This is a genomic window from Sorangium sp. So ce381 (genome assembly GCF_051473845.1).
GTDB lineage: Bacteria > Myxococcota_A > Polyangia > Polyangiales > Polyangiaceae > Sorangium > Sorangium atrum.
Genome location: NZ_CP150336.1, coordinates 8,834,446 through 8,852,005, shown reverse-complemented (window position 1 = coordinate 8,852,005; position 17,560 = coordinate 8,834,446). Strand labels below are relative to the sequence as shown.

Below are 17,560 nucleotides of genomic sequence, written 5' to 3'. Positions count from 1 at the left end.
AGGCTCCCGCGGTCTTCTGCTGGGCGCCGCGGCTAGTGGAACATGTGAATAAAGGATTGCCAGACGTGAGCCCCCGTCGAGGTCACCTTGGCGGCGGCAGTCCTGCTGAGCGTTATCCCTGAGGTGCCGATCTTGACGGCCGAGTTCTTCATGTCGAGCAAGGTAACGTCGGTCTTGCCTTTTGAATTCTTGTAGTTCCAGCCCAGGATGACCTCCGCCTTGAGCCCCGCGATGACATCCACCTTCAATCCCACGACCAGCTCCGTCCTTTGGGGGGCGACGACGTTCAGGGTGCCGAAGCCGTAGGTGAGGTTGATCAGGCCGCCGAAGGTGTTTTGAATCCTGACGCCCTGAATTTCGCGGTAGTCGGATTTGCCCTTCGCTCTGAAGTGCTCTGCCTGGATGACGTAGTCACCCGTCGCGATGTGCTCGACGTTGCCGCCCGGGATCTCGACCTTCCAGCCGTCGTTGAACTTCTGGTGCTGGGGGCCGGTGATCTCCTCGTACCGGCCGCCCGTCGTCACCTTCGTCTCGTGATGGCCCTCGTACCTCTCCGTGACCTTCCCGTGGACGGTCGTCTCCTCGGTGCCGTGCTCGGACTTGCGCAGGTTGGTGACCGTGGTGGTCTGCGTGTCCAGATATTTTTCCGTGACGGGCTTGGTGACCGTCTCGCTCTTCGTGTCCTTGTAGATCTCCGTGACGGCCTTCGTGACGGTCTCGGTCTTTATGTCCTTGTACTCGAGGGTGACGGCGCCGGTGACGGTCTCTTTCAGGTAACCGCCGACCTCGGTCTCCATCTGATCGTCGACGTTGTCTTTCCTCCAGGTGCCCGTCTGGATCTCGAGCGACTTGCCCGTCTTGATCAGGGCGGTGCCGTCCGTCCTGGAGATGAAATTGTGGTTATCGTTGGGCGCGCCCATGCGCAGCATCGTGTTCTCGGTCGGCGTGCTGACGGTGATGCGCTGCGAGCCCGCCTGGTCCTCGAGCTCGATGCGGTTCCTGCCCCCGGTCTGGATGACGTTCCTCGTCCTGTTGGCCGAGGTGACGGGGCTCGGCGTGAGCGCGTTGGGGGCGACGCCGGCGATGACGGGGCGGTCCGGATCCCCGCCGAGGAAGGTGCACATCACCTCGGTGCCCTTGCGAAGGGGGAAATGGAACCCCTCGGTGCCGCCGCCGTGCGGCTGGAGCATGCGCACCCAGGTCGAGGCCTTGCCGCCTTGGAGGTCGCTCTCGTCGAAGCTCAGCTTGACCGCGTAGCGACCGTGCTGGTCGAGCTGGGCGTACTCGCTGTCCGCCGGGCCGTCGACGAGGGCGTGCTCGGTCCCGTAGATACGAGGCCACGGCGTCCGCTGCGGCGCCCGGTACTGGACGGTCGACGAGATGGCCTTGACCTCCATCCGATACACATCGTCCCAGGTGAGCCCGATGATCTGCATCAGCTCGGGCGCCCAGCCCGTCTGGTTGCCCCAGTGCTCGACCTCGGTGGCCAGATAAACCGCGTTGAGCGCCGGCCTCGGATGCTCTTCGAGCTCGAACGTGTACCCGGGGCGCATGGTGAACGCCGCCCCGGTGCCGTGGTAGACGACCTGGCCCGCGAGCAGCTCCTGCGCCTTCACGGCCGCGAGGCGGCTGCCCTCGGCCGGCGTGAAGAAGCGCGCGCCGTGGACGCTGATCTCGCCGAGCCCGTTCGCCGCGACGGGCGCCCTGCCGGAGATCTCGATCGCGGGATTGTTGTAATCGTAGTCGCTCACGCGGACCCTGGACGGCATCGACGTGTGCCGGCACGTGAAGGTCCAGAGCAGCTCTCCCTTGGCCCTGTGCTCGCCGAACTGCGGGACGTACCGGACCGCCTTCTGGCCGAGCGGGCCGTGGACGCCCTTGTCGTCGGTGATGATGAGCGTCTCCCCGCCGTCCCCTTGCTCGAAGTAATAATAGAGCCCCTCGCGCTCCATCCACCGCGAGATGAAGTCGAAGTCGCTCTCGCGGTACTGGCACACGTGCTCCTGCGGCTTGTAGCTGCCGATCAGCCTGAGCTCGTACTCCGAGACCCCGGCGCCCGAGAGCACCGTCTTGATGATGTCGGGCACCGTCTGGTCGGTGAAGACCCGGCTATGCAGGGAGATGGTGAGCTTCCAGAGCTGCGGCACGAGCACGGCGCGGAAGACGGTGCGCTCGCCAAACGCGTGGATGAGCTCCACCGTCGCGAAGATGCCGTTCACGAGGAAGGGAGCCCCGCCGTCCGACGGGGAGAGGCGGAGCGTCGCCTTCGTGCCCACGACGTCGGCGAGGTCGAGATCCTGGCCCACGTAGTTCGTCATCACGAGATAGATCTCGAAGACGTACGGTTTCGACAGCCCCTCTGTCCCTCGAAAGCCAATGACCCGCGTGGCGGCGGGGAGCGCGCTGGCGCTGACGGTGAACGCATCTTGCATGGTTGTAACTCCCCGTTATCGGTGCGCGTCGGCTCCTGGCGACGGAAGGACGTCGACTATAGAAGCGATTCCTGGAAAGCAAAGCGATGATTGCATGTCACGACGGCGCGTCGTCATCGTGCGATCCGCACATCTGACATCGTATCGCATCAGCCGGCCTGCGCCGCGGGGGCGTTGCTTTCCGCGGGCTGCCGCGGCGCTCCGCGCAGCGTCGCGATCTCGGCCTCGACGTGCGCTCTCAGGCGCGGATCGCCCGCGAGCCGCCTGGCCCAGAGCCGCTTCATTTGCGCCCACACGGTGCGTCGAATGGCGAGCGAGTCGAGCGCCGCGGCCGCACCGTCGCGCTCCGTCGCGACGACCAGCCGCGCGTAATCGGTCGGATGCAAGACGCCGCGGATGGACTCCCAGGCGGCGAGATAGGCTGCATCGAACCGATCGCGGAGCGGTCGCTCGCGGCGTCGGGCTTCCTCTGCCATCGCCTCTTGCCATCGCATCTCGGCCTGCTCCCAGCGCTCATCGGAGAGGCCGTGCGCGCGGAGCACGTCGGCCCGGGGGACCGGCCGCTCCGCGAGCTCCGCCGCGACGATCGCGCACCGTTCGAGGCTGACCTCGGCGCCCTCGCCGAGCGGCGGGAGCGGCTCCGGGACCGCGTCGCGGTCGCGTCGGAGCTCGTGAAAAAAGTGAGATGCGGCCGGCTGCTCGAACGCTTCCGAGACGAGCCCCGGGACCGCGGTGGTGGTGGTGTCGAGGGGAGCCTCGAAGCACGCGGGCGCCGCCGCCGTCGCCGTCGGCGCGGAGGTCGCGGAGGTCGCGGGCTCCACGGACGCGGAATGCGCCCGCGCAGCGGGCTCGCCGGACCAGGGCGCGCCAGGGATCGGCAGCTCGGGCGCGACGCGCGGCGGAAGCGGCGGCGCGGCAGGAAACGGCGTCGCGGGCTGATCGGTGGCCCGCGCCTCGTCCTCGCGCGACAGGAGCGTCGTGCTGGTGAAGAGGGCAGGGATCTGGTCTGCGACCGGCCCAGGCTCGCCCTGCGACGCCGGCGCAGGGGCCGCGGGCCCGAAGGGGAGCGCCGGCGCGCGCATCGACGGCTCGTCAAGCTCCTGGGGGAGCGCGAGCGTTTGAAAGAGGGACGCGGCGGACAACGGAGGCGGAGAATCGACGAACTCGACGTCCTCGGCGGAGAGGCTGATCGGGAGCTCCGGGGCGAGCCACGCCTCGCCCGCGCCGTCGGGCGCGACCTTAATCCGGGCGGTCGCCTGAGAGCCCAGGCGGAGGGAAGGCGGATGCGCCGGCTGCATGCGCTCCTGCTCGTCGAGGCGCACGTCGGGCCATGCGATCTCCTCGCCTTCGATCTCGACGCCGGCCACGATCCGCACGGCCGCGAGGGCGTCCTCACCGGAGACGGGGAAGACCCGGCGCCACACGACCGTGCAGCGCTGCTCGACGCCGTCGATGCGAAGCGTGTCGGCGTTGAGCTCGAGCAGCTCGCCGTCTGCCGCGGCGGAGGCCGAGGCGTCGAGTCCCTGGATCCGCGCCACCCCGCGCGCCCCGGGCAAGCGCATCTGAAGCCGTGGAGCCGCCGGATTCACGTGCTCGAGCACGATCCACTCATCGCCTTGCAGGAATGGGATCCGCTGGTCCGCGGGCGCCGCCTGGAAGTACGACCAGTCGAAGCCCGCGGGGATGTCGGCGTTCGGCCCCTCGAGCGCCTTGCGAGGCGTGCTGCCGAGCAGCCGACGGCGCATTGGCGAAGTGCGCGCGAGCGGCGCGAAGCCAGCGGGGCGTGTTGGATCCTGGAGGTCGAGGATGCTGGCCGGGCCGTCCATCGGCTCGCCATCGAACGGATTTTCCCATCCGTTCGCGCCGCCAACCGCCCTCTCGTACACGAGGGGTATCTGCCGGAAAGGGCCCTTGTCGCGGACGAGGAGGCGCTTGTCGAGCACCCAGCCGCCCGCGCTGTAGACCGCGAGCCGCACCGGCAAGGACTGGACCTCGGTGCCGCGCGGCGCGTGCGCGTCTCCGGTGAAGACCACATCGGCGCGACCGAGGTAGGGCGCGAGGTCCCCGCTCCAGCGGATGCTACGCGCCGGGTTTTTGCCATGGTGGACCTCGGCGGGGAGGATCTCCTGCGGATCGGTCCGCCACATCACCGCATCGATCGCAAAGGCGAAGCTCGCCTTGGCGATGACGGTGACGTAGTGCCGGCCCTGCGTGCGCCAGGCGATCGCGGCGGCCGCGGCGCCTTTCAGCGGCGTCACGGCGCCGCGCGGGAGCGCGCTCATAATGGAGCTCTCCGACAACCGCACCCGGCCATGGCTCGCCTCGGCACCATGAATCGCCTCACATTTCAGTACGCTCTCTTGTGTGAAGAGTGCGCGGCAATTAGGCGATCTGTGTGTGACTGCAGCGACGGCGCATGGCGTACGGCGCATCTCAGCGTCGGCGGGTCGAGCAGCAGCGTCCAGGCACGCACGCCTGCGCTCGGGCGTTCGAGCGTCGCGCGGGCTGGACCGCTCGACGGGCCGGCCCGCGGCCGCGCGCTGCCGGAGCGTCGCGAAGGGTCCCCGAAGCACGGTCAGCGGGATCATCACGTCGTGCGTCGTGTTCGTGAGGAAGTGGCGCAGCACCTCCTCGCGCCGGTCCTTCTCCTTGATCGTGCCGGTTAGCTTTTATTAAGCTCGCTCGGTCTACGTGCGTCGACCCCTCGAAATGCCACCGGACCATCGTCCGCGATCTCATTGAGCGCGTGGCCTCGCGTTGATTGCCTCGTCCGCTCGGGGCGACGCGGTGGCCCGTCGCGACAGCGTTTCGGCTCGTATGTATCGAGCTGAAGCTTCAACGGATTCCGGAGGGGCAGACACCGACTTTGAGGGTGAAGCGAGGCATTGACGCCACAACGCTGGTGCTTACGGGGCCGCAGGAGCGTGGTTACGCGCGCTAAGAACCTATTCCCACAGAGAGTGCCCAGGTTTCGGCTGCGCATGCTGGAGCTCGTGTGCTTGCGGCAGCAGCTGCCACCCAGACCTCTATGCGAGTGGCAGCAGGAGCGCGTAACGACACGCGCTCGGTGTTCATCACGGTTAGCCTGGCGAACGGCCACGGCGAGACCTCGGTCCGAATCGGTCACAGGAGCTCCGTCGTTAGCAATCGCTACCGCCGGGCGCTCAGGACGTTTGCTGAGCTGAGCCTCGGCGAGCTAGCCCTCCCCCCCAGGCCGACGCTGCGGCCAGCGTGGTCGACCTTCGCCGCGAGCGTGACCGGAGAGGGGACGATGACTTCCGGCGCGCTTCTTCCGCATCTCCTCCGCTCCGCCCTCCTGAGTTTGACGGCCGCTCAATCGAGAGCGGCGTACTCTCTGGACCGAGCGCGACTGGCGCGCAGAGCGGAGCCGAGCGCGCCGGAAGCTCGATCTCAATGCCAGCCGACGCGCGACGCTGCGCAGTGAGCGTTCCGGTGCTCGGCGGCGCTCGAACACGCGCGCCCGGATCAGGGACGCGATCGCGCGCGTTTCGAGGAGCTGAGCGCTACGCGCTCCCAACGCTGCTGCGCCGCGATGGCGTCCTCGGCGGCCCGGACGCCCTCAACGAAGAGCTCCGCGTCCCTTGGATTGTTCAGGTCGAGGCCGAACCGAAGCAGCAGCGCGCGGTCGCGCGGTGGCACCATACGGACGATCTCAGCGGCAAGGCGACGCGTGGATGGCATGGGAGGACAGTAGCAGCCCGGAGCAGGGTTGAGGCGCATCCGCGAGCGCGATGGCGTTGCGGCCCTGGACTTGCTCGGCCGAGCGCGTAGTGGGAGCAGCGACAGTGTCATGGAGATCGTCGCCGGTTTCCATGACGAAAGAAGCGCAGCGTCTGAGCCGTTGCGTTCATCACGTTCGCCCGGATTTCGATGGGTGTGATGCCGGATTGCGGCGTCCAGTTCGGCCTCGACGACCTCCTGGACGGCGAGCACGTCGCGCGCGAGCTCGGCGGGTCGTGCTCCGGGAGATCCGAGGCCTACGCACCTACTTCTCGTCCTTGAGCCCGCGTGCGCGCCGCTCGCGGGCACGACCTTCGGCCAGCCAGCACTGGCCGAAGACGTACAGGTAGACGGGTAGGCCGGCGCGGAGCCAGCCGAGGGGCGGGAAGGTCCCCTCAGGAACAGGCGCGTCGAGCCACGCCGCGGCGACAATCGCCACGCCGGAGGTCAAGATGCCGATGGTCCTCAGCTCTTTGCTCATGGTTCAGATGAAGCTGCAGAGGACTCCCAGGGTGCCGAGCGCCGCACCTGAGTAGTTGGAGCAGCGCTGCGCATCCCGCGGATCCCTTGCCCTGGGGCACACCGCGGAAGTTGCGACCATGCCGGCCCCGAACATGAAGATGCTGCACCCCAAGCCGATGGGGCTCCACGGCTGCTGAGCCGCTCCGATCGGCTCGCCGCTCTCATCCTGCATCGGCGCGCCACCGCTCTCGCCGTCGCCGACCATCGAGGCGCAGGGCACGTCAGCGAAGTCGCCGGGGTCGAACGGGTTGAGGATGCGGAGCGCCGCGTCCGGGCGATCGGCGCAGGCCGCGGCGAACTCGTGCCGACCGGCTTGGACGATCTGCGGGATCGCGCTCTCCGTCGTCGTGTCCTGACTCAGCTCCACGTGGAAGCTCCGCGGCGGCACCTCGACGCTACCATCGGGGTTCGCCAGTGCCTCGGTCGCCTCGTCGGCTGTGCCACAGGCCGACGCTCCGACGAGCGCGGCCATGGTCAGGCCGATCCTGGTGTGCATGTGCCACCTCCACGCGACGCGATCCGTCGCTTGCGGAATTGCGCTGCGAGGGACATGCCAGGGCGCGTCACATCGGCGGGCCGCAGCCGGGGCCGTCTGCCGGTCAGCCGCGCCGCTCGAGCGCCGCCCGCTGGCGCGCCTCGACCCGCTCGAGTCGGTCAGGCAGAGCAGGCGTGATCACCGCACGTCAAAGTGCCTTGCCACCTCCGCCGCCATCAACGCGCGCCATGGCGCGGTGACCTGCGCGAACTCACGCCGGATCGTGAGAAGAGAGGCTCGTGTGTACCGCGACCACGGGGAGCGGTTCGTGGTTAGATCCAGGCGGTCCGAGAGAGCGCGGCGAGCGCGTCGCGTCGACGAGGATCCGGTCCCTGTTTCCAGTCCTCCCGGAGCAGGGGCCCGTAGCTCAAGGAAGTGTCACCGCAGCTCCCGGTCAGAAGTGTTACCAGGGCTCCGCTCGTACAGGGCCCGCGGCTTCGGCGCCCTCCTGCGCAACCCCGGCAGTCCTGCTGCGCGGCCTCGGCGCCCTCCTGCGGTGGTGCCCTAGTTTGACTCCGGGCCTCGCAAGAGCGGCTAAGTTCGGCCGGAAGTAGTGCAGCCCGCGACGGCGCCAACCGTCCGGGCTGCGTGGCCGAACCCCGAAGCACGAGGTCCGACATGAAGGTTGTACCTATCCGCGGAGGCGGAAGGCAAGGCGGAGATCCGCCCTCTGCCCGCCCACGTCCCACCTTGTCCATGGGGAGCGAGGAGGCGCAGCGCCTGCGCGCCGCGCTCCGTTCCCTCCGATCCATGGCGGGCTCGACCCGATGCCTAGCCGAGATGCTGGGCATGGGGGAGGGGTACCTACAAAGCATCATCGGCGGGCGGCGCCCCTCCTACGGCGTCGCCGTGCGCGCTGCGAGGCTGGCCGGCATCCCGGTTGAGCAGCTCCTCGGTGGGCTCGCCTCCGTTCATCGCTGCCCGACGTGCGGCACGCGCTGGAGTGCCCCATGAGCAAGCCGCGGAAGGGGGCCGGACGCCCGCCTGCCGCACGACATCCCAAGAAGAAGCCGACGATGGAGGCGATCCTCGCGGAGCGTGGCATCGTCCTGGCGACGCTCGCCGGCATCCCGCGACGCGACCGCCGCGACGTGGAGGCCGAGGTGCTGCTCAACGCCTGGAACGCCGTCCGCCGGGGGATGTACCGGCCCGACCCGCGGGACAAGCCGCGCGACGCGCTCCGGAAGTGGCTCCACGGCATCGCGTGGCGCCTCGCCTCGCACTACATCCACAGCGCGTACGTGCGCCGCGCCGTGCTGCATCCGAGCCCGCTCGGGCTGCTGCGCGAGCCCGTCGGCGTCGACATGCACGCGCAGATCGAGGCGCGCGAAGTCCTCGACGCGATGGCCAGCCTGCCGCCGTGGCAACGGGATGCGCTGCTCTCCGTGGACGACCCGGAGAGCCTCGTCCAGTACGCCAAGCGCCGTCGCATGAACCCGAGCACGGCGGCGAGCCGCTTGCGCATCGCCCGCGAGGCGCTGGCGCTGCGGCTCAAGAGGTGGCGGCGGTAGGCGACCGCACCGAGAAGCGGCGCGTCCCGACCGAGGAAGACCTGACCTACGTCGTGGAGCAGCTGAGCATCTTCGACGCCTACCCCGGCGTGTGCCCATAGAACCGCGACATGGAGGCCAGGCCCGCGCCGAACGCGAGATCGCTGCGATGACGCGCCACGGACTGAGCGCCAACGTCAACCATGCTACCATGGGGCATCTACGATGCGGGCGTGGTGACATCCAGGGCGCCAGTCGGCAGCACTCAGTCCGCCCGGTGCAGCACGCTGCCGAGCTGGCTGGAGAGGCGTCGCTCATTACCTGCTCTAGCCTACTACTTCGCGACGTGTGCCAGGTCGTTGCTGCGCCTGCCGCACAGCATGCGCCGTGCCACGTTGCCCCACAGCGGTCGGCATGCCACCCTATGCGACGCATAGCATCAAGGATGCCAGACGTCTCCGATGTTTCAGATTTGCAATCCTTTCCGGTTGCTGGTAACCGTCCGTACGGTGAGTCATCGAGGGCGGCATCAAGCGCAAGGCTCGGACATCCCGACCGGCAACTGCTCGCAGGATTGGGGGTGCCCGGAACCATACCCGGCAAAGAAAGGGCATGAAGACCTGACGAGCGTCGAGCAGCGGCTTTCCCGGTCAGCGAGGGAAAAAAGGGCCGTCCCGTTCAAGCAAGCGCGTCGATTTATCGACAACGCACAGCGGGCCGGGGGCGTCGGCCCAACGAGGCCAAGCTTCCCAGCCGGCCGCCCAGGCGAGAAAACCGACATTCGGGTCGACATAGAAGTATGGAAAGGACTCGCGTTCGTATGACGGCCCGCCCGCGCGCTTCCGTCGAAGCATGGGACAGCATCCGTGCTCGGACAGCGGCTCCATATGTTGCCGTTGAAGAATTTGCCTCTGACAAAACCGCGAAGGGCCTGTGGCCGTACGTCGTCATCAGTGATCTGTTACAGTCTGGCTGGGATGACGCTCTATGTGGTGCCGTTGCCCTGAACATTGCGCAGCCCGAGGTGAAGCCGGAGCATTTGCTAGCAGCGTTTCTCCTTTTGGCAGGCCAGTGGCCAGCTGAGCCAACAACAGCCCTGAACCTGCTATCTCTCGCCCATCGAATTCCATACGTCGATAGCCCGTTAGGCAAATTCATCAGTCGCGCCACGGTGTGGTGCCTGCGTAATGGGCTTACCGACTCTCAGCCCTTGGTCGCTGAGGAAGCCGTCAACATTCTTGGCGGACTTGGAGCATATCATCTGTCTGCCGTCTCTTCCAGCGACGTGGCCGTCCTGCATGGGCTTGCAGAGAACGCGCTCAGCAAGATGGATGATGCCGACTTGGCGGACGCGCTGAGAAGCCGCGTCGAGGTCGTTCTCGATGATGCCCCAGAGCACGGCAGGATCGACGAAAACGATGCGCGTCATCTCATGGCCACGCTCGAAGAGATGTGGCCCAGGCTGGATCGCGCTCTAGGCGACGACCTGCTTCGAGAATTGCGAACGCGAGTCAGAGCGCTCGCGTGGACCACCGTGACAGATCGCGATGTCCACGTTGTTCATGTCGAGGACGCTAGGGGGCAAGACGACAAGTCAAGCTCGGCATGGGGCATAATCGAGCAGTGGATCGCTGTCTTGCGCTCCGCGCTCGGAGACGAGTGCCAATTTTCATTTGCTCCATTGGATGTGGCGAGCGGTTCGTTGATAGTAACGTTTCGAGTCGACGCAGATGACAAGGTGCGCGAAGCTATCTCGACACAGCTCCGCGACGCAAAACACGGCCTTCTATCCAGTACCGCAGCAGAGTCGCTGGCCAAGTCGCTTCAGTCGCGGAATCTGCGCATCCACGTGACTCATGTAGAGGACGATCACGCGCCTACATCGATCGACGTGAATCCAGACAAGGCTGCCGGGCCCTCGGCACCCGCGTCGTTTGGCTCGCTTAAGCTCACCACTGGACAAATCCCACAAGCGAACGACTGGGACAAGATCTTCATGGCGGTCGACTGCGTCGCCTCAAATGAGGCAGTCACCGAAGAAAGCATTGGGGTGTCGACGCGTCGACAGGTTCAGTACTACAGAGCCGCTGCGCGCATCGCTGGGCTACTAACGCCAACCGAGGAACTGTCCCGAACGGGCTGGTTGGTTCATGTGGCCATCGGCGAAGAGCGGTACAGGCGCGCCTGCTGGGCGTTCGAGGCGTCAGAGTGCGGTCAAGCCTGGATCGAGTGGAGCAACGGAATCCGTCTGAGCGACGTTCCGCCTAACAGCGCCGCGAAGTTTCTCGCCGACCGCAGCGAACTGACCGGAGACACGATTGAGCGGCGAGCCAGCACGCTTAACAGATGGCTGGAAACGCTCCGACCTTACGCTGTCTAACTTAGAAGTTGCGCACAATCACTTCGGCCACAGGCCCGCGACGATCCGCGCGGGTGTTGACGTTGCGGCGTGCAAATACCTGGTCAATCCTGAATCCACTATAAAGGCGTCGAACTTCGTCGGTGTCAGAGTTTGACAGAACCAGTTGAGCACCACGCTTGTTCAATTCGCGAAATACGTCAGCCAGTCGCTGCTGTTCGCAATTCCCGAAACCTCCTGCGCTGTACTCTGTAAATGACGCCGTCACGCTAACCGGAATGTACGGCGGGTCAAAATAGACCACATCGTTGCAGTGTACATGGTCTAGCACGGTCTCAAAAGAAGCCACCTCTAGGCTTGAGGTTGCTAAAGCCGCACTAACGGCGCGCAGATTTGTCTCGTCGCAAATTGTCGGGTTCTTGTGGCGACCATAGGGGGCGTTAAACACACCGGAATTGTTGACGCGGTAGAGCCCGTTAAAGCATGTCTTGTTCAGGTAGATGAGACGAGCAGCGGCTTCCGGTGCAGATCGCGGATGCTGGCTGCGTATGCGATAATAATATTCCTTGTCGTTGAGCGATGCGTGAATTCTCAGATGCGAGATTACATCGTCTACGCCATCGCGGATCGCCAGATATCCGCCAATAAGTTCTTGGTTAACGTCGGAAAGCCGCGCACACGTCGCGCGACCCTGAGCGCGGAGTGCAAAGAACACAGCCCCGCCCCCCACAAATGGCTCGTGATAGGAGGCCCCGACCTGGGCCTCTGTGAAAGTGGGTATCAGGTGCCCGAGGAGCTGCCGCTTGCCGCCGATCCACTTCACGAATGGACGAGCCTCTGCGTACGCATCCGTTGGCATAGGCACGGTATCGGGACATTCGTTCAGGCAGCGCACGGGCCTTTCTACCATGGGGCCGTGCGCGCGTCGAGCCTGACCGTGTTCTAAAAATTTGTGTCCCGTGCCAGCGTACGGGCATCCTGATGTGCACGACGATGCCGAACGAGACTGATGCCCGCGTTTGGCTCAGAGCCAACGGTTTCTCGAAGCTTGCCGATGCCATCGACGAGATCATGCGCACGTGGCGTGAGCGCGGACTGAAGACCCGGCGCAACTGGTGGGAGGCCTTGGCAGGCACGCCCAAGGGGGCGCCCATGACGGTCGAGGGGACCGTTTTTCCTATCATTGCCGCAGTGCGAGAGCGACGTGGTTTACCACCAGTTGATGGCGCGATCGAGTTGCCTCCCGGGGTGACAGTGCCGGAACAGGTTCCGCAGGCGAGATGGGCTAAGAAACGACGGCGGCGCACGGCAAAGCCCAAGCCGAAGGCAGAGTAGTCTTTCACCAGTAGCGCATAGTCGCTAGTGCACGACGTCTGCTTGAGCTCTGTGCGATCGCCGAAGCGAAACGGGCCGTGTCACTCCGGGAACAATGACAGCTGCACCATCCTACGCGGCCGTGGCGCTGGCGGCGGCTCTGAGGGCGGGGGCTCCGGTTCCGGTTGAGCCGCTGCGGACGCCACGGGCGGCGGCTGCGGCGTGGAGGGCGCCGACGGCGCGGAGCCGCCCGAGAGCACCCGGAGCCAGCCCCTGCCGGCGGGGAGCTCCCTGGCGACGCCCGCCGGCTTCGGGATGGCGAGCGGCTGCGGCTCCGACTTCTCGCCCGCGGGTTCGGTCAGTGCGGCGTAAGCGCCCGGCCATCGCCATGGGCACGGCCCCTTGCGGCTCTCGCCGGGGTCGACGATGCTGGGCGCGGGGCGGCGTCGGCCCACGACTCGGAGCGAGCACAGGCGGTCCTGAAAGAAGGCCCAGCTAGGCGGCATCCGCCTGCGTTCGCCGGGCGAAGCTCGCGTTGTTCAGGTCACGTCGGCGTCACCGGCGCTCGGAGCAGCACGCGACGATCTCGCCCATGCGTCGGGCAGCAACTCGTCCAGCCGGTCGCGCGGCCAGCCCGCCTGCAGCTTGCCGATGACGTCTGTCGCCCAGGCGAGTGGGTTGACTCCGTGCATCCGACACGAGCCGAAGATCGTGTAGCCGATGGCCAGGCGCTGAGCACCCTTGTCGGAGCCTGCGAATAGATAGTTCTTTCTTCCGAGCGCGACACGTCTTAGCTGCCGCTCGACCTCGCCGTTATCTATCTCGAAGCGTCCATCCGTGAAGGAGCGCCGCCACGCAGCCTCCTGATTGATGGCGTACTGGGTAGCGATGCAGAGCGGCGTGCCTGGCACGAGCTGCAGGTGCAGCTCGTGAATCCACTGATACAGCTCGTCCACAACGGGGAGCGACCGCTCCTGCCGGCGCGCCAGGCGCACCTCCGTGGAGAGCGCCTCCTCTTTGCAGGTCGCCTCGATCCGGTAGATGGCCTTGAAGTACGAGAGCGCCACCGCCGCTCGCGCGTCGCCGCCCTTGGCCGCCTTCTCGAACTTGGCGCGGACGTGCATCCCACAGCCGAGCCGGCGCTCCTCGGGCACGATCATCTCGCCGTCGTCGCCTCCGCGGAGCATCGCGCCATAGCCCGCGTACCCATCGCCCTGCAAGTAGCCGGTGAAGCCCTGCAGCAGCGCGGCTGGATGCTTCGCCTTCCAGTCCGGTGCGTACAGGAACGCGACGAGATCCGCGCCGACGAAGGCCCAGATGTGGCCTCGCTTCACCCCCGCCGGATGATCTCGATCCAGCACCCGCATCCCCGTGTCGTCGGCGCGCAGATAGAACGAGTCCAGCACCCGCTCCCCGAGCCTCTCGGCCACGGGCGCGAGCACATCGAGCGCGAACGCGGACCAGTCTCCCAGCGTCGACGGCGACTGCGACACGCCGAAGCGTGCGTACTGCTGCGACTGCCGGTACAGCGGCATCGAGTCCTCGAACTTCTCGACAAGGATGCTGGCGAGCAGCCCCGGTCCTGGACGCCCTCGGTCCATCACCTTCTCGCTGTCCGCCGTCGTTACGCCCTGCTCCGGGCAGCGCTGTTAGCGCCCAGCCTCAATAAGGCTTCAGGCCGACATCTCGCTCAAGCTCTTTGATGGAGGAGGGTACGCATCCCCGCACGAGGCATCGTCCACCGTGAGTGCAGGGGCGCCTCGTCGTGCCCGCCGGCTGCATTCCCGCGACCTATCTCAAATTCCCACGCCGTCTGCTCTTCCCTGCGCTTTTTTTTCAGATCATGGGGAACGCGGACGTTCGCGTCGCCGCCCCGGCTCGCCACGCCGAGATGCATTGCTTCGTCCCGACCGAAATTGTCATGCTCATCGTCGCTTTTCCCGCCGCCCACGGGTGTAGGAGCGGCCGCGGAGTGGGAGCGGAGCGTCGGCGCGGTGCCAGCCACAAAAGGCGACGAGGAGGCCCAGTCTTGGCGGACAACCTCCTCGTCGTGCTCCGGTTCGCGTGTCGAGGAATCGAAGCGGTCACAGTCTCGTCCACAGCGCGCTCGATATCAAGAGCTGGCAGCAGCAGTTGCCCACGGTCGAGGCCGTGCGCCCCGCTCGCTGCCCTGCGTGCGGAGCGGCGAGCCACCCCGTCGGGGGACCTCTTGGCCTCCACGGCCATGGCCTTCGCGAGCGGCAGGTGCGTGGCCCGGCCGGCCCGAACGCGCCCGCCGTTCTTCTCGTGCTCAAGCTGCGCCGTTACCGCTGCCTGCCCTGCGGGGCGGTGATCCTCGTCGGTCCACGCGAGCTGCTGCCGCGGCGGCACTACAGCGCCGCGGCGATCGGCTTCGCTCTTGCGCTCTACGGGCTCGTGCTGGCGACCGCCCGCGAGGTGCGCCGGCGGATCAGCCCGCAGACGATCCTGGGCGCCACGGCCTTCACCGGCTGGGCCACGCTCCGCCGCTGGACGCGCGCCGTCGCGCATCGACGCCTCTTTGCCGCACTGCCGTCGTCTGATCCCAGCGCGATGCTGCGCCGCGTGGCAGCGAGCGCGGCGGCCTCGCTCGCCGCCTACGCGGATCCGACCTCCCGGGGCGAAGCGCTGGAGCACCGAGCGTTCCTCGGCGCCGCGCACGCAGCGTGAGGGCGGCTGTCAGCGACGAGCCCAGAGAACAAGGCCCACCTGAGAGGATCCCTCCCTCGACGAGCCTCGGTGGCGCACAAGGGCCCCGCGCCGCAGGGCGCAGAAAGGACCCTTCGATATGGATCTCGGACCTGCCGATCACGCCGAGGCCGTCGCGATCTTTCGCGCTTCGGTCATCGGCCCCGTCATGCACCGCGAGCTCGGCCGCGGACGGCTCGCCACCGAGCTGCGCGCCTTGAGCGCCCAGCGCTTCCGGCCGCCGGGCGCCGACAGCACACGCACCTATTCGGTCCCCACGCTCGAGCGCTGGCTGTATGCGTACCGCGCCGCAGGCCTCGCCGGCCTTCGTCCCGAGCCGCGCTCCGATCGCGGCTTCGCGCAGGAGCTGCGCGCCGAGCTGCGCGAGCTCTTGCTCGACATCCGGCGCGAGCATCCCGCCGCCTCGGTGTCGCTCATCCTGAGCGCGCTCGTCGACGAGGGGCGCATCGATCCGGGCCAGGTCTCGGCGCCGACCGTGCGACGGTTGTATGCGGCGGCGGGTCTGTCGCGTCGGGCGGCGCGCTCGGAGCAACAGCCCAAGACACGGCTGCGCTGGCAGGCCGAGCGGCCCGGAGCGCTCTGGCACGGTGACGTCTGCCACCTGCCGCAGTGCAACATGGGCGGTCGGACGGTGCCTGTCCGCATCCATGGCTTGCTCGACGATGCCTCTCGCTACGTCGTCGCGCTCGAGGCGCACTCGACCGAGAGGGAGGTCGACATGCTCGGGCTGCTCGTGGACGCGCTTCGCCGTCACGGCAAACCGGATGCCCTTTACCTGGACAATGGCTCCACCTACCGGGGCGAAGTCCTCCGGACGGCGTGCTCGCGACTCGGTATCACCCTGCTGCATGCGAAGCCCTATGACCCGCAGGCGCGCGGCAAGATGGAGCGCTTCTGGCGGACGTTGCGCGAGGGGTGCCTGAGCTTCCTCGGCGAGGTCGCGTCGCTCAAGGACATCGACGCACGGCTCAAGGCCTTCCTCGAACGGCGTTATCACGCGGCGCCGCACGCCGGGCTCATGGGCAAGAGCCCCGCGAAGCTGTACGCGCAAAAGCCCGCCGGCGAGGGCGCGGTCGAGGAGCGGGCGCTGCGCGCCGCGCTGACCGAGCGCAGCCGGCGGCGCGTGTCCAGCGACAATGTGATCTCCATCGACGGCGAAGCGTGGGAGCTCGACCAGGGCTACCTGGCTGGCCAGCTCGTCACGGTGGCTCATTGTCACGTCGCCCCGGACGCGACCCCGTGGGTCGAGCACGAGGGCAAGCGCCTGCCGCTCCGCCACCTCGATCCGGCGAAGAACGCGCGGCGCCGGCGGCCGCCACGCGGCGGTCCGCTCGCACAAGCGCCGAGCCGCCCCACCGACTTCGCTCCGACGAGGGCGCTGCTGCGGGCTGGAGGCGAAAGGCCGCAGGCCCCGGAGCCCGACGACAGCTCCGAGGGAGGTGCTCGATGAGCGAGTCCTTCGTCCGATGCTTCGGGCTCTCCGAGTCGCCCTTCTCCAAGGAGATCCCGGACAGCGATCTCTGGCTGCCGCCCTCGAAACATGAGCTCGTCGAGGAGCTGTGCGACGCGGTCCACGAGCGCTCCCAGGTGCTGCTCGTCGGCGAGCCGGGCGCCGGCAAGACGTGCGTGCTGCGCGCGCTGCGCCATCGCTTGCCGCAGGCCGGATTCCGCCTGACCTACTGCCACAACGCCACGCTCGGGCGCCGCGACTTCTACCGGCAGCTCTGCCAGGCCCTCGGCCTGACCCCTGCAGCGACCGCAGCCGCCGTCTTCTACGCGGTCAGCGCGCACGTCGAGAACCTCGGACGAGAGCGGATTCACCCGGTCTTCCTGCTCGACGAGGCCCATCTGCTTCATCAGGACACGTTGGACCATCTTCACATCTTGGCGAATTACGAATGGGACAGCCGCGCGCTGCTGAGTCTGATTCTGGTCGGGCTACCCGACCTCAAGGACCGGCTTGAGCTGCGCAAGAACCGCTCCCTGTACTCGCGGATCGACCGGCGCCTGTCGATCGGACCGATGACGGCGGATGATACGAGCGAGTATGTCCGCCTGCGGCTCGGCCGTGCCGGTTGCGATCGCGATCTCTTTACCTCCGAGGCGCTGACCTCGCTGCACGAGGCCGCCGGCTCGAGCCTGCGCGAGATCGACCGCGTGGCCACCGCCGCGCTGCGCGAGTCGGCTCGGCGGAAAAAGAAGCTCGTCGAGCGGGACGTCATGGCCCGGGTGATCGGCGACGTGAAGAGTGACGCCGACTGAACGGCGTCTACGCTCACGCGTGGCAGGCGCCGGCAGCCATCGCGCCGTCGGCGCCTACGGGTCATCCGCCGCGATGGCCATCGCGCGTTGAGGGCCCCCGCGCGCCGGAGATGGCCATCGCCCAGCGGCGCCGCCCGTGCACGCGGGTGATGGCCATCGCCCTCCTCGACCTCGCCCG

12 protein-coding genes and 2 pseudogenes are annotated in these 17,560 nt (G+C 67.3%); 6 read left to right on the top strand and 8 right to left on the bottom strand.

The window, feature by feature from the left end; all coding sequences use genetic code 11:
* Positions 1–32: 32 nt before the first annotated feature.
* The 5 genes from WMF29_RS32995 to WMF29_RS32975 all read right to left on the bottom strand — a co-directional run bounded on the left by WMF29_RS32995 (position 33) and on the right by WMF29_RS32975 (position 7,191).
* Positions 33–2,432, bottom strand: coding sequence for a type VI secretion system Vgr family protein (locus WMF29_RS32995; RefSeq protein WP_437324093.1), 2,400 nt, complete (start codon positions 2,430–2,432; stop codon positions 33–35).
* Positions 2,433–2,581: 149 nt separating this feature from the next.
* On the bottom strand, positions 2,582–5,059 hold the full coding sequence (locus tag WMF29_RS32990) for a DUF2169 domain-containing protein (RefSeq protein ID WP_437324092.1): 2,478 nt from the start codon (positions 5,057–5,059) through the stop codon (positions 2,582–2,584).
* An 859-nt stretch (positions 5,060–5,918) separates the two neighbouring features.
* A complete protein-coding gene (locus WMF29_RS32985) occupies positions 5,919–6,386 on the bottom strand; it encodes a hypothetical protein (RefSeq protein ID WP_437324091.1) in 468 nt (155 codons plus the stop codon).
* Between the two features lie 52 nt (positions 6,387–6,438).
* On the bottom strand, positions 6,439–6,654 hold the full coding sequence (locus WMF29_RS32980) for a hypothetical protein (RefSeq protein WP_437324090.1): 216 nt from the start codon (positions 6,652–6,654) through the stop codon (positions 6,439–6,441).
* Positions 6,655–6,657: 3 nt separating this feature from the next.
* A complete protein-coding gene (locus tag WMF29_RS32975) occupies positions 6,658–7,191 on the bottom strand; it encodes a hypothetical protein (protein ID WP_437324089.1) in 534 nt (177 codons plus the stop codon).
* A gap of 989 nt (positions 7,192–8,180) precedes the next feature.
* Between WMF29_RS32975 and WMF29_RS32970 the strand changes: the two genes are divergently transcribed.
* Together WMF29_RS32970 and WMF29_RS32965 are read left to right on the top strand one after the other, a co-directional pair.
* A complete protein-coding gene (locus tag WMF29_RS32970) occupies positions 8,181–8,741 on the top strand; it encodes an RNA polymerase sigma factor (RefSeq protein ID WP_437324088.1) in 561 nt (186 codons plus the stop codon).
* Positions 8,742–9,540: 799 nt separating this feature from the next.
* Positions 9,541–11,100: a hypothetical protein gene (locus tag WMF29_RS32965; RefSeq protein ID WP_437324087.1), complete on the top strand. Its 1,560-nt coding sequence runs from the start codon at positions 9,541–9,543 to the stop codon at positions 11,098–11,100.
* 1 nt (position 11,101) lies between these two features.
* Here WMF29_RS32965 and WMF29_RS32960 read toward each other — a convergent pair whose 3' ends face one another.
* A complete protein-coding gene (locus WMF29_RS32960) occupies positions 11,102–11,902 on the bottom strand; it encodes a DNA adenine methylase (protein WP_437324086.1) in 801 nt (266 codons plus the stop codon).
* A gap of 170 nt (positions 11,903–12,072) precedes the next feature.
* Between WMF29_RS32960 and WMF29_RS32955 the strand changes: the two genes are divergently transcribed.
* Complete coding sequence (locus tag WMF29_RS32955) at positions 12,073–12,414, top strand: hypothetical protein (protein WP_437324085.1); 342 nt, start codon at positions 12,073–12,075, stop codon at positions 12,412–12,414.
* An 80-nt stretch (positions 12,415–12,494) separates the two neighbouring features.
* Here WMF29_RS32955 and WMF29_RS32950 read toward each other — a convergent pair.
* Positions 12,495–12,761, bottom strand: a pseudogene (locus WMF29_RS32950) (IS1 family transposase); the annotation flags it as partial.
* A 171-nt stretch (positions 12,762–12,932) separates the two neighbouring features.
* Positions 12,933–14,039: pseudogene (gene tnpC / locus WMF29_RS32945) on the bottom strand (IS66 family transposase); the annotation flags it as partial.
* A gap of 418 nt (positions 14,040–14,457) precedes the next feature.
* On the opposite strand from tnpC, the gene WMF29_RS32940 reads away from it, so the two are divergent.
* The 3 genes from WMF29_RS32940 to WMF29_RS32930 all read left to right on the top strand — a co-directional run bounded on the left by WMF29_RS32940 (position 14,458) and on the right by WMF29_RS32930 (position 17,382).
* A complete protein-coding gene (locus WMF29_RS32940) occupies positions 14,458–15,081 on the top strand; it encodes a hypothetical protein (RefSeq protein ID WP_437324084.1) in 624 nt (207 codons plus the stop codon).
* Positions 15,082–15,199: 118 nt separating this feature from the next.
* On the top strand, positions 15,200–16,570 hold the full coding sequence (locus tag WMF29_RS32935) for a DDE-type integrase/transposase/recombinase (RefSeq protein WP_437324083.1): 1,371 nt from the start codon (positions 15,200–15,202) through the stop codon (positions 16,568–16,570).
* A complete protein-coding gene (locus WMF29_RS32930; RefSeq protein WP_437324082.1) occupies positions 16,567–17,382 on the top strand; it encodes an ExeA family protein in 816 nt (271 codons plus the stop codon). The genes WMF29_RS32935 and WMF29_RS32930 overlap by 4 nt, the downstream gene beginning before the upstream one ends.
* The last annotated feature ends 178 nt before the right edge of the window (positions 17,383–17,560 follow it).

Excerpts from the sequence above, each read along its gene's own strand:
- WMF29_RS32965 (WP_437324087.1), top strand. The coding sequence starts at position 9,541 with ATGACGGCCCGCCCGCGCGCTTCCGTCGAAGCATGGGACAGCATCCGT.
- WMF29_RS32975 (WP_437324089.1), bottom strand. The coding sequence starts at position 7,191 with ATGCACACCAGGATCGGCCTGACCATGGCCGCGCTCGTCGGAGCGTCG.
- WMF29_RS32935 (WP_437324083.1), top strand. The coding sequence starts at position 15,200 with ATGGATCTCGGACCTGCCGATCACGCCGAGGCCGTCGCGATCTTTCGC.
- WMF29_RS32930 (WP_437324082.1), top strand. The coding sequence starts at position 16,567 with ATGAGCGAGTCCTTCGTCCGATGCTTCGGGCTCTCCGAGTCGCCCTTC.
- WMF29_RS32980 (WP_437324090.1), bottom strand. The coding sequence starts at position 6,654 with ATGAGCAAAGAGCTGAGGACCATCGGCATCTTGACCTCCGGCGTGGCG.
- WMF29_RS32995 (WP_437324093.1), bottom strand. The coding sequence starts at position 2,432 with ATGCAAGATGCGTTCACCGTCAGCGCCAGCGCGCTCCCCGCCGCCACG.
- WMF29_RS32955 (WP_437324085.1), top strand. The coding sequence starts at position 12,073 with ATGCCGAACGAGACTGATGCCCGCGTTTGGCTCAGAGCCAACGGTTTC.
- WMF29_RS32970 (WP_437324088.1), top strand. The coding sequence starts at position 8,181 with ATGAGCAAGCCGCGGAAGGGGGCCGGACGCCCGCCTGCCGCACGACAT.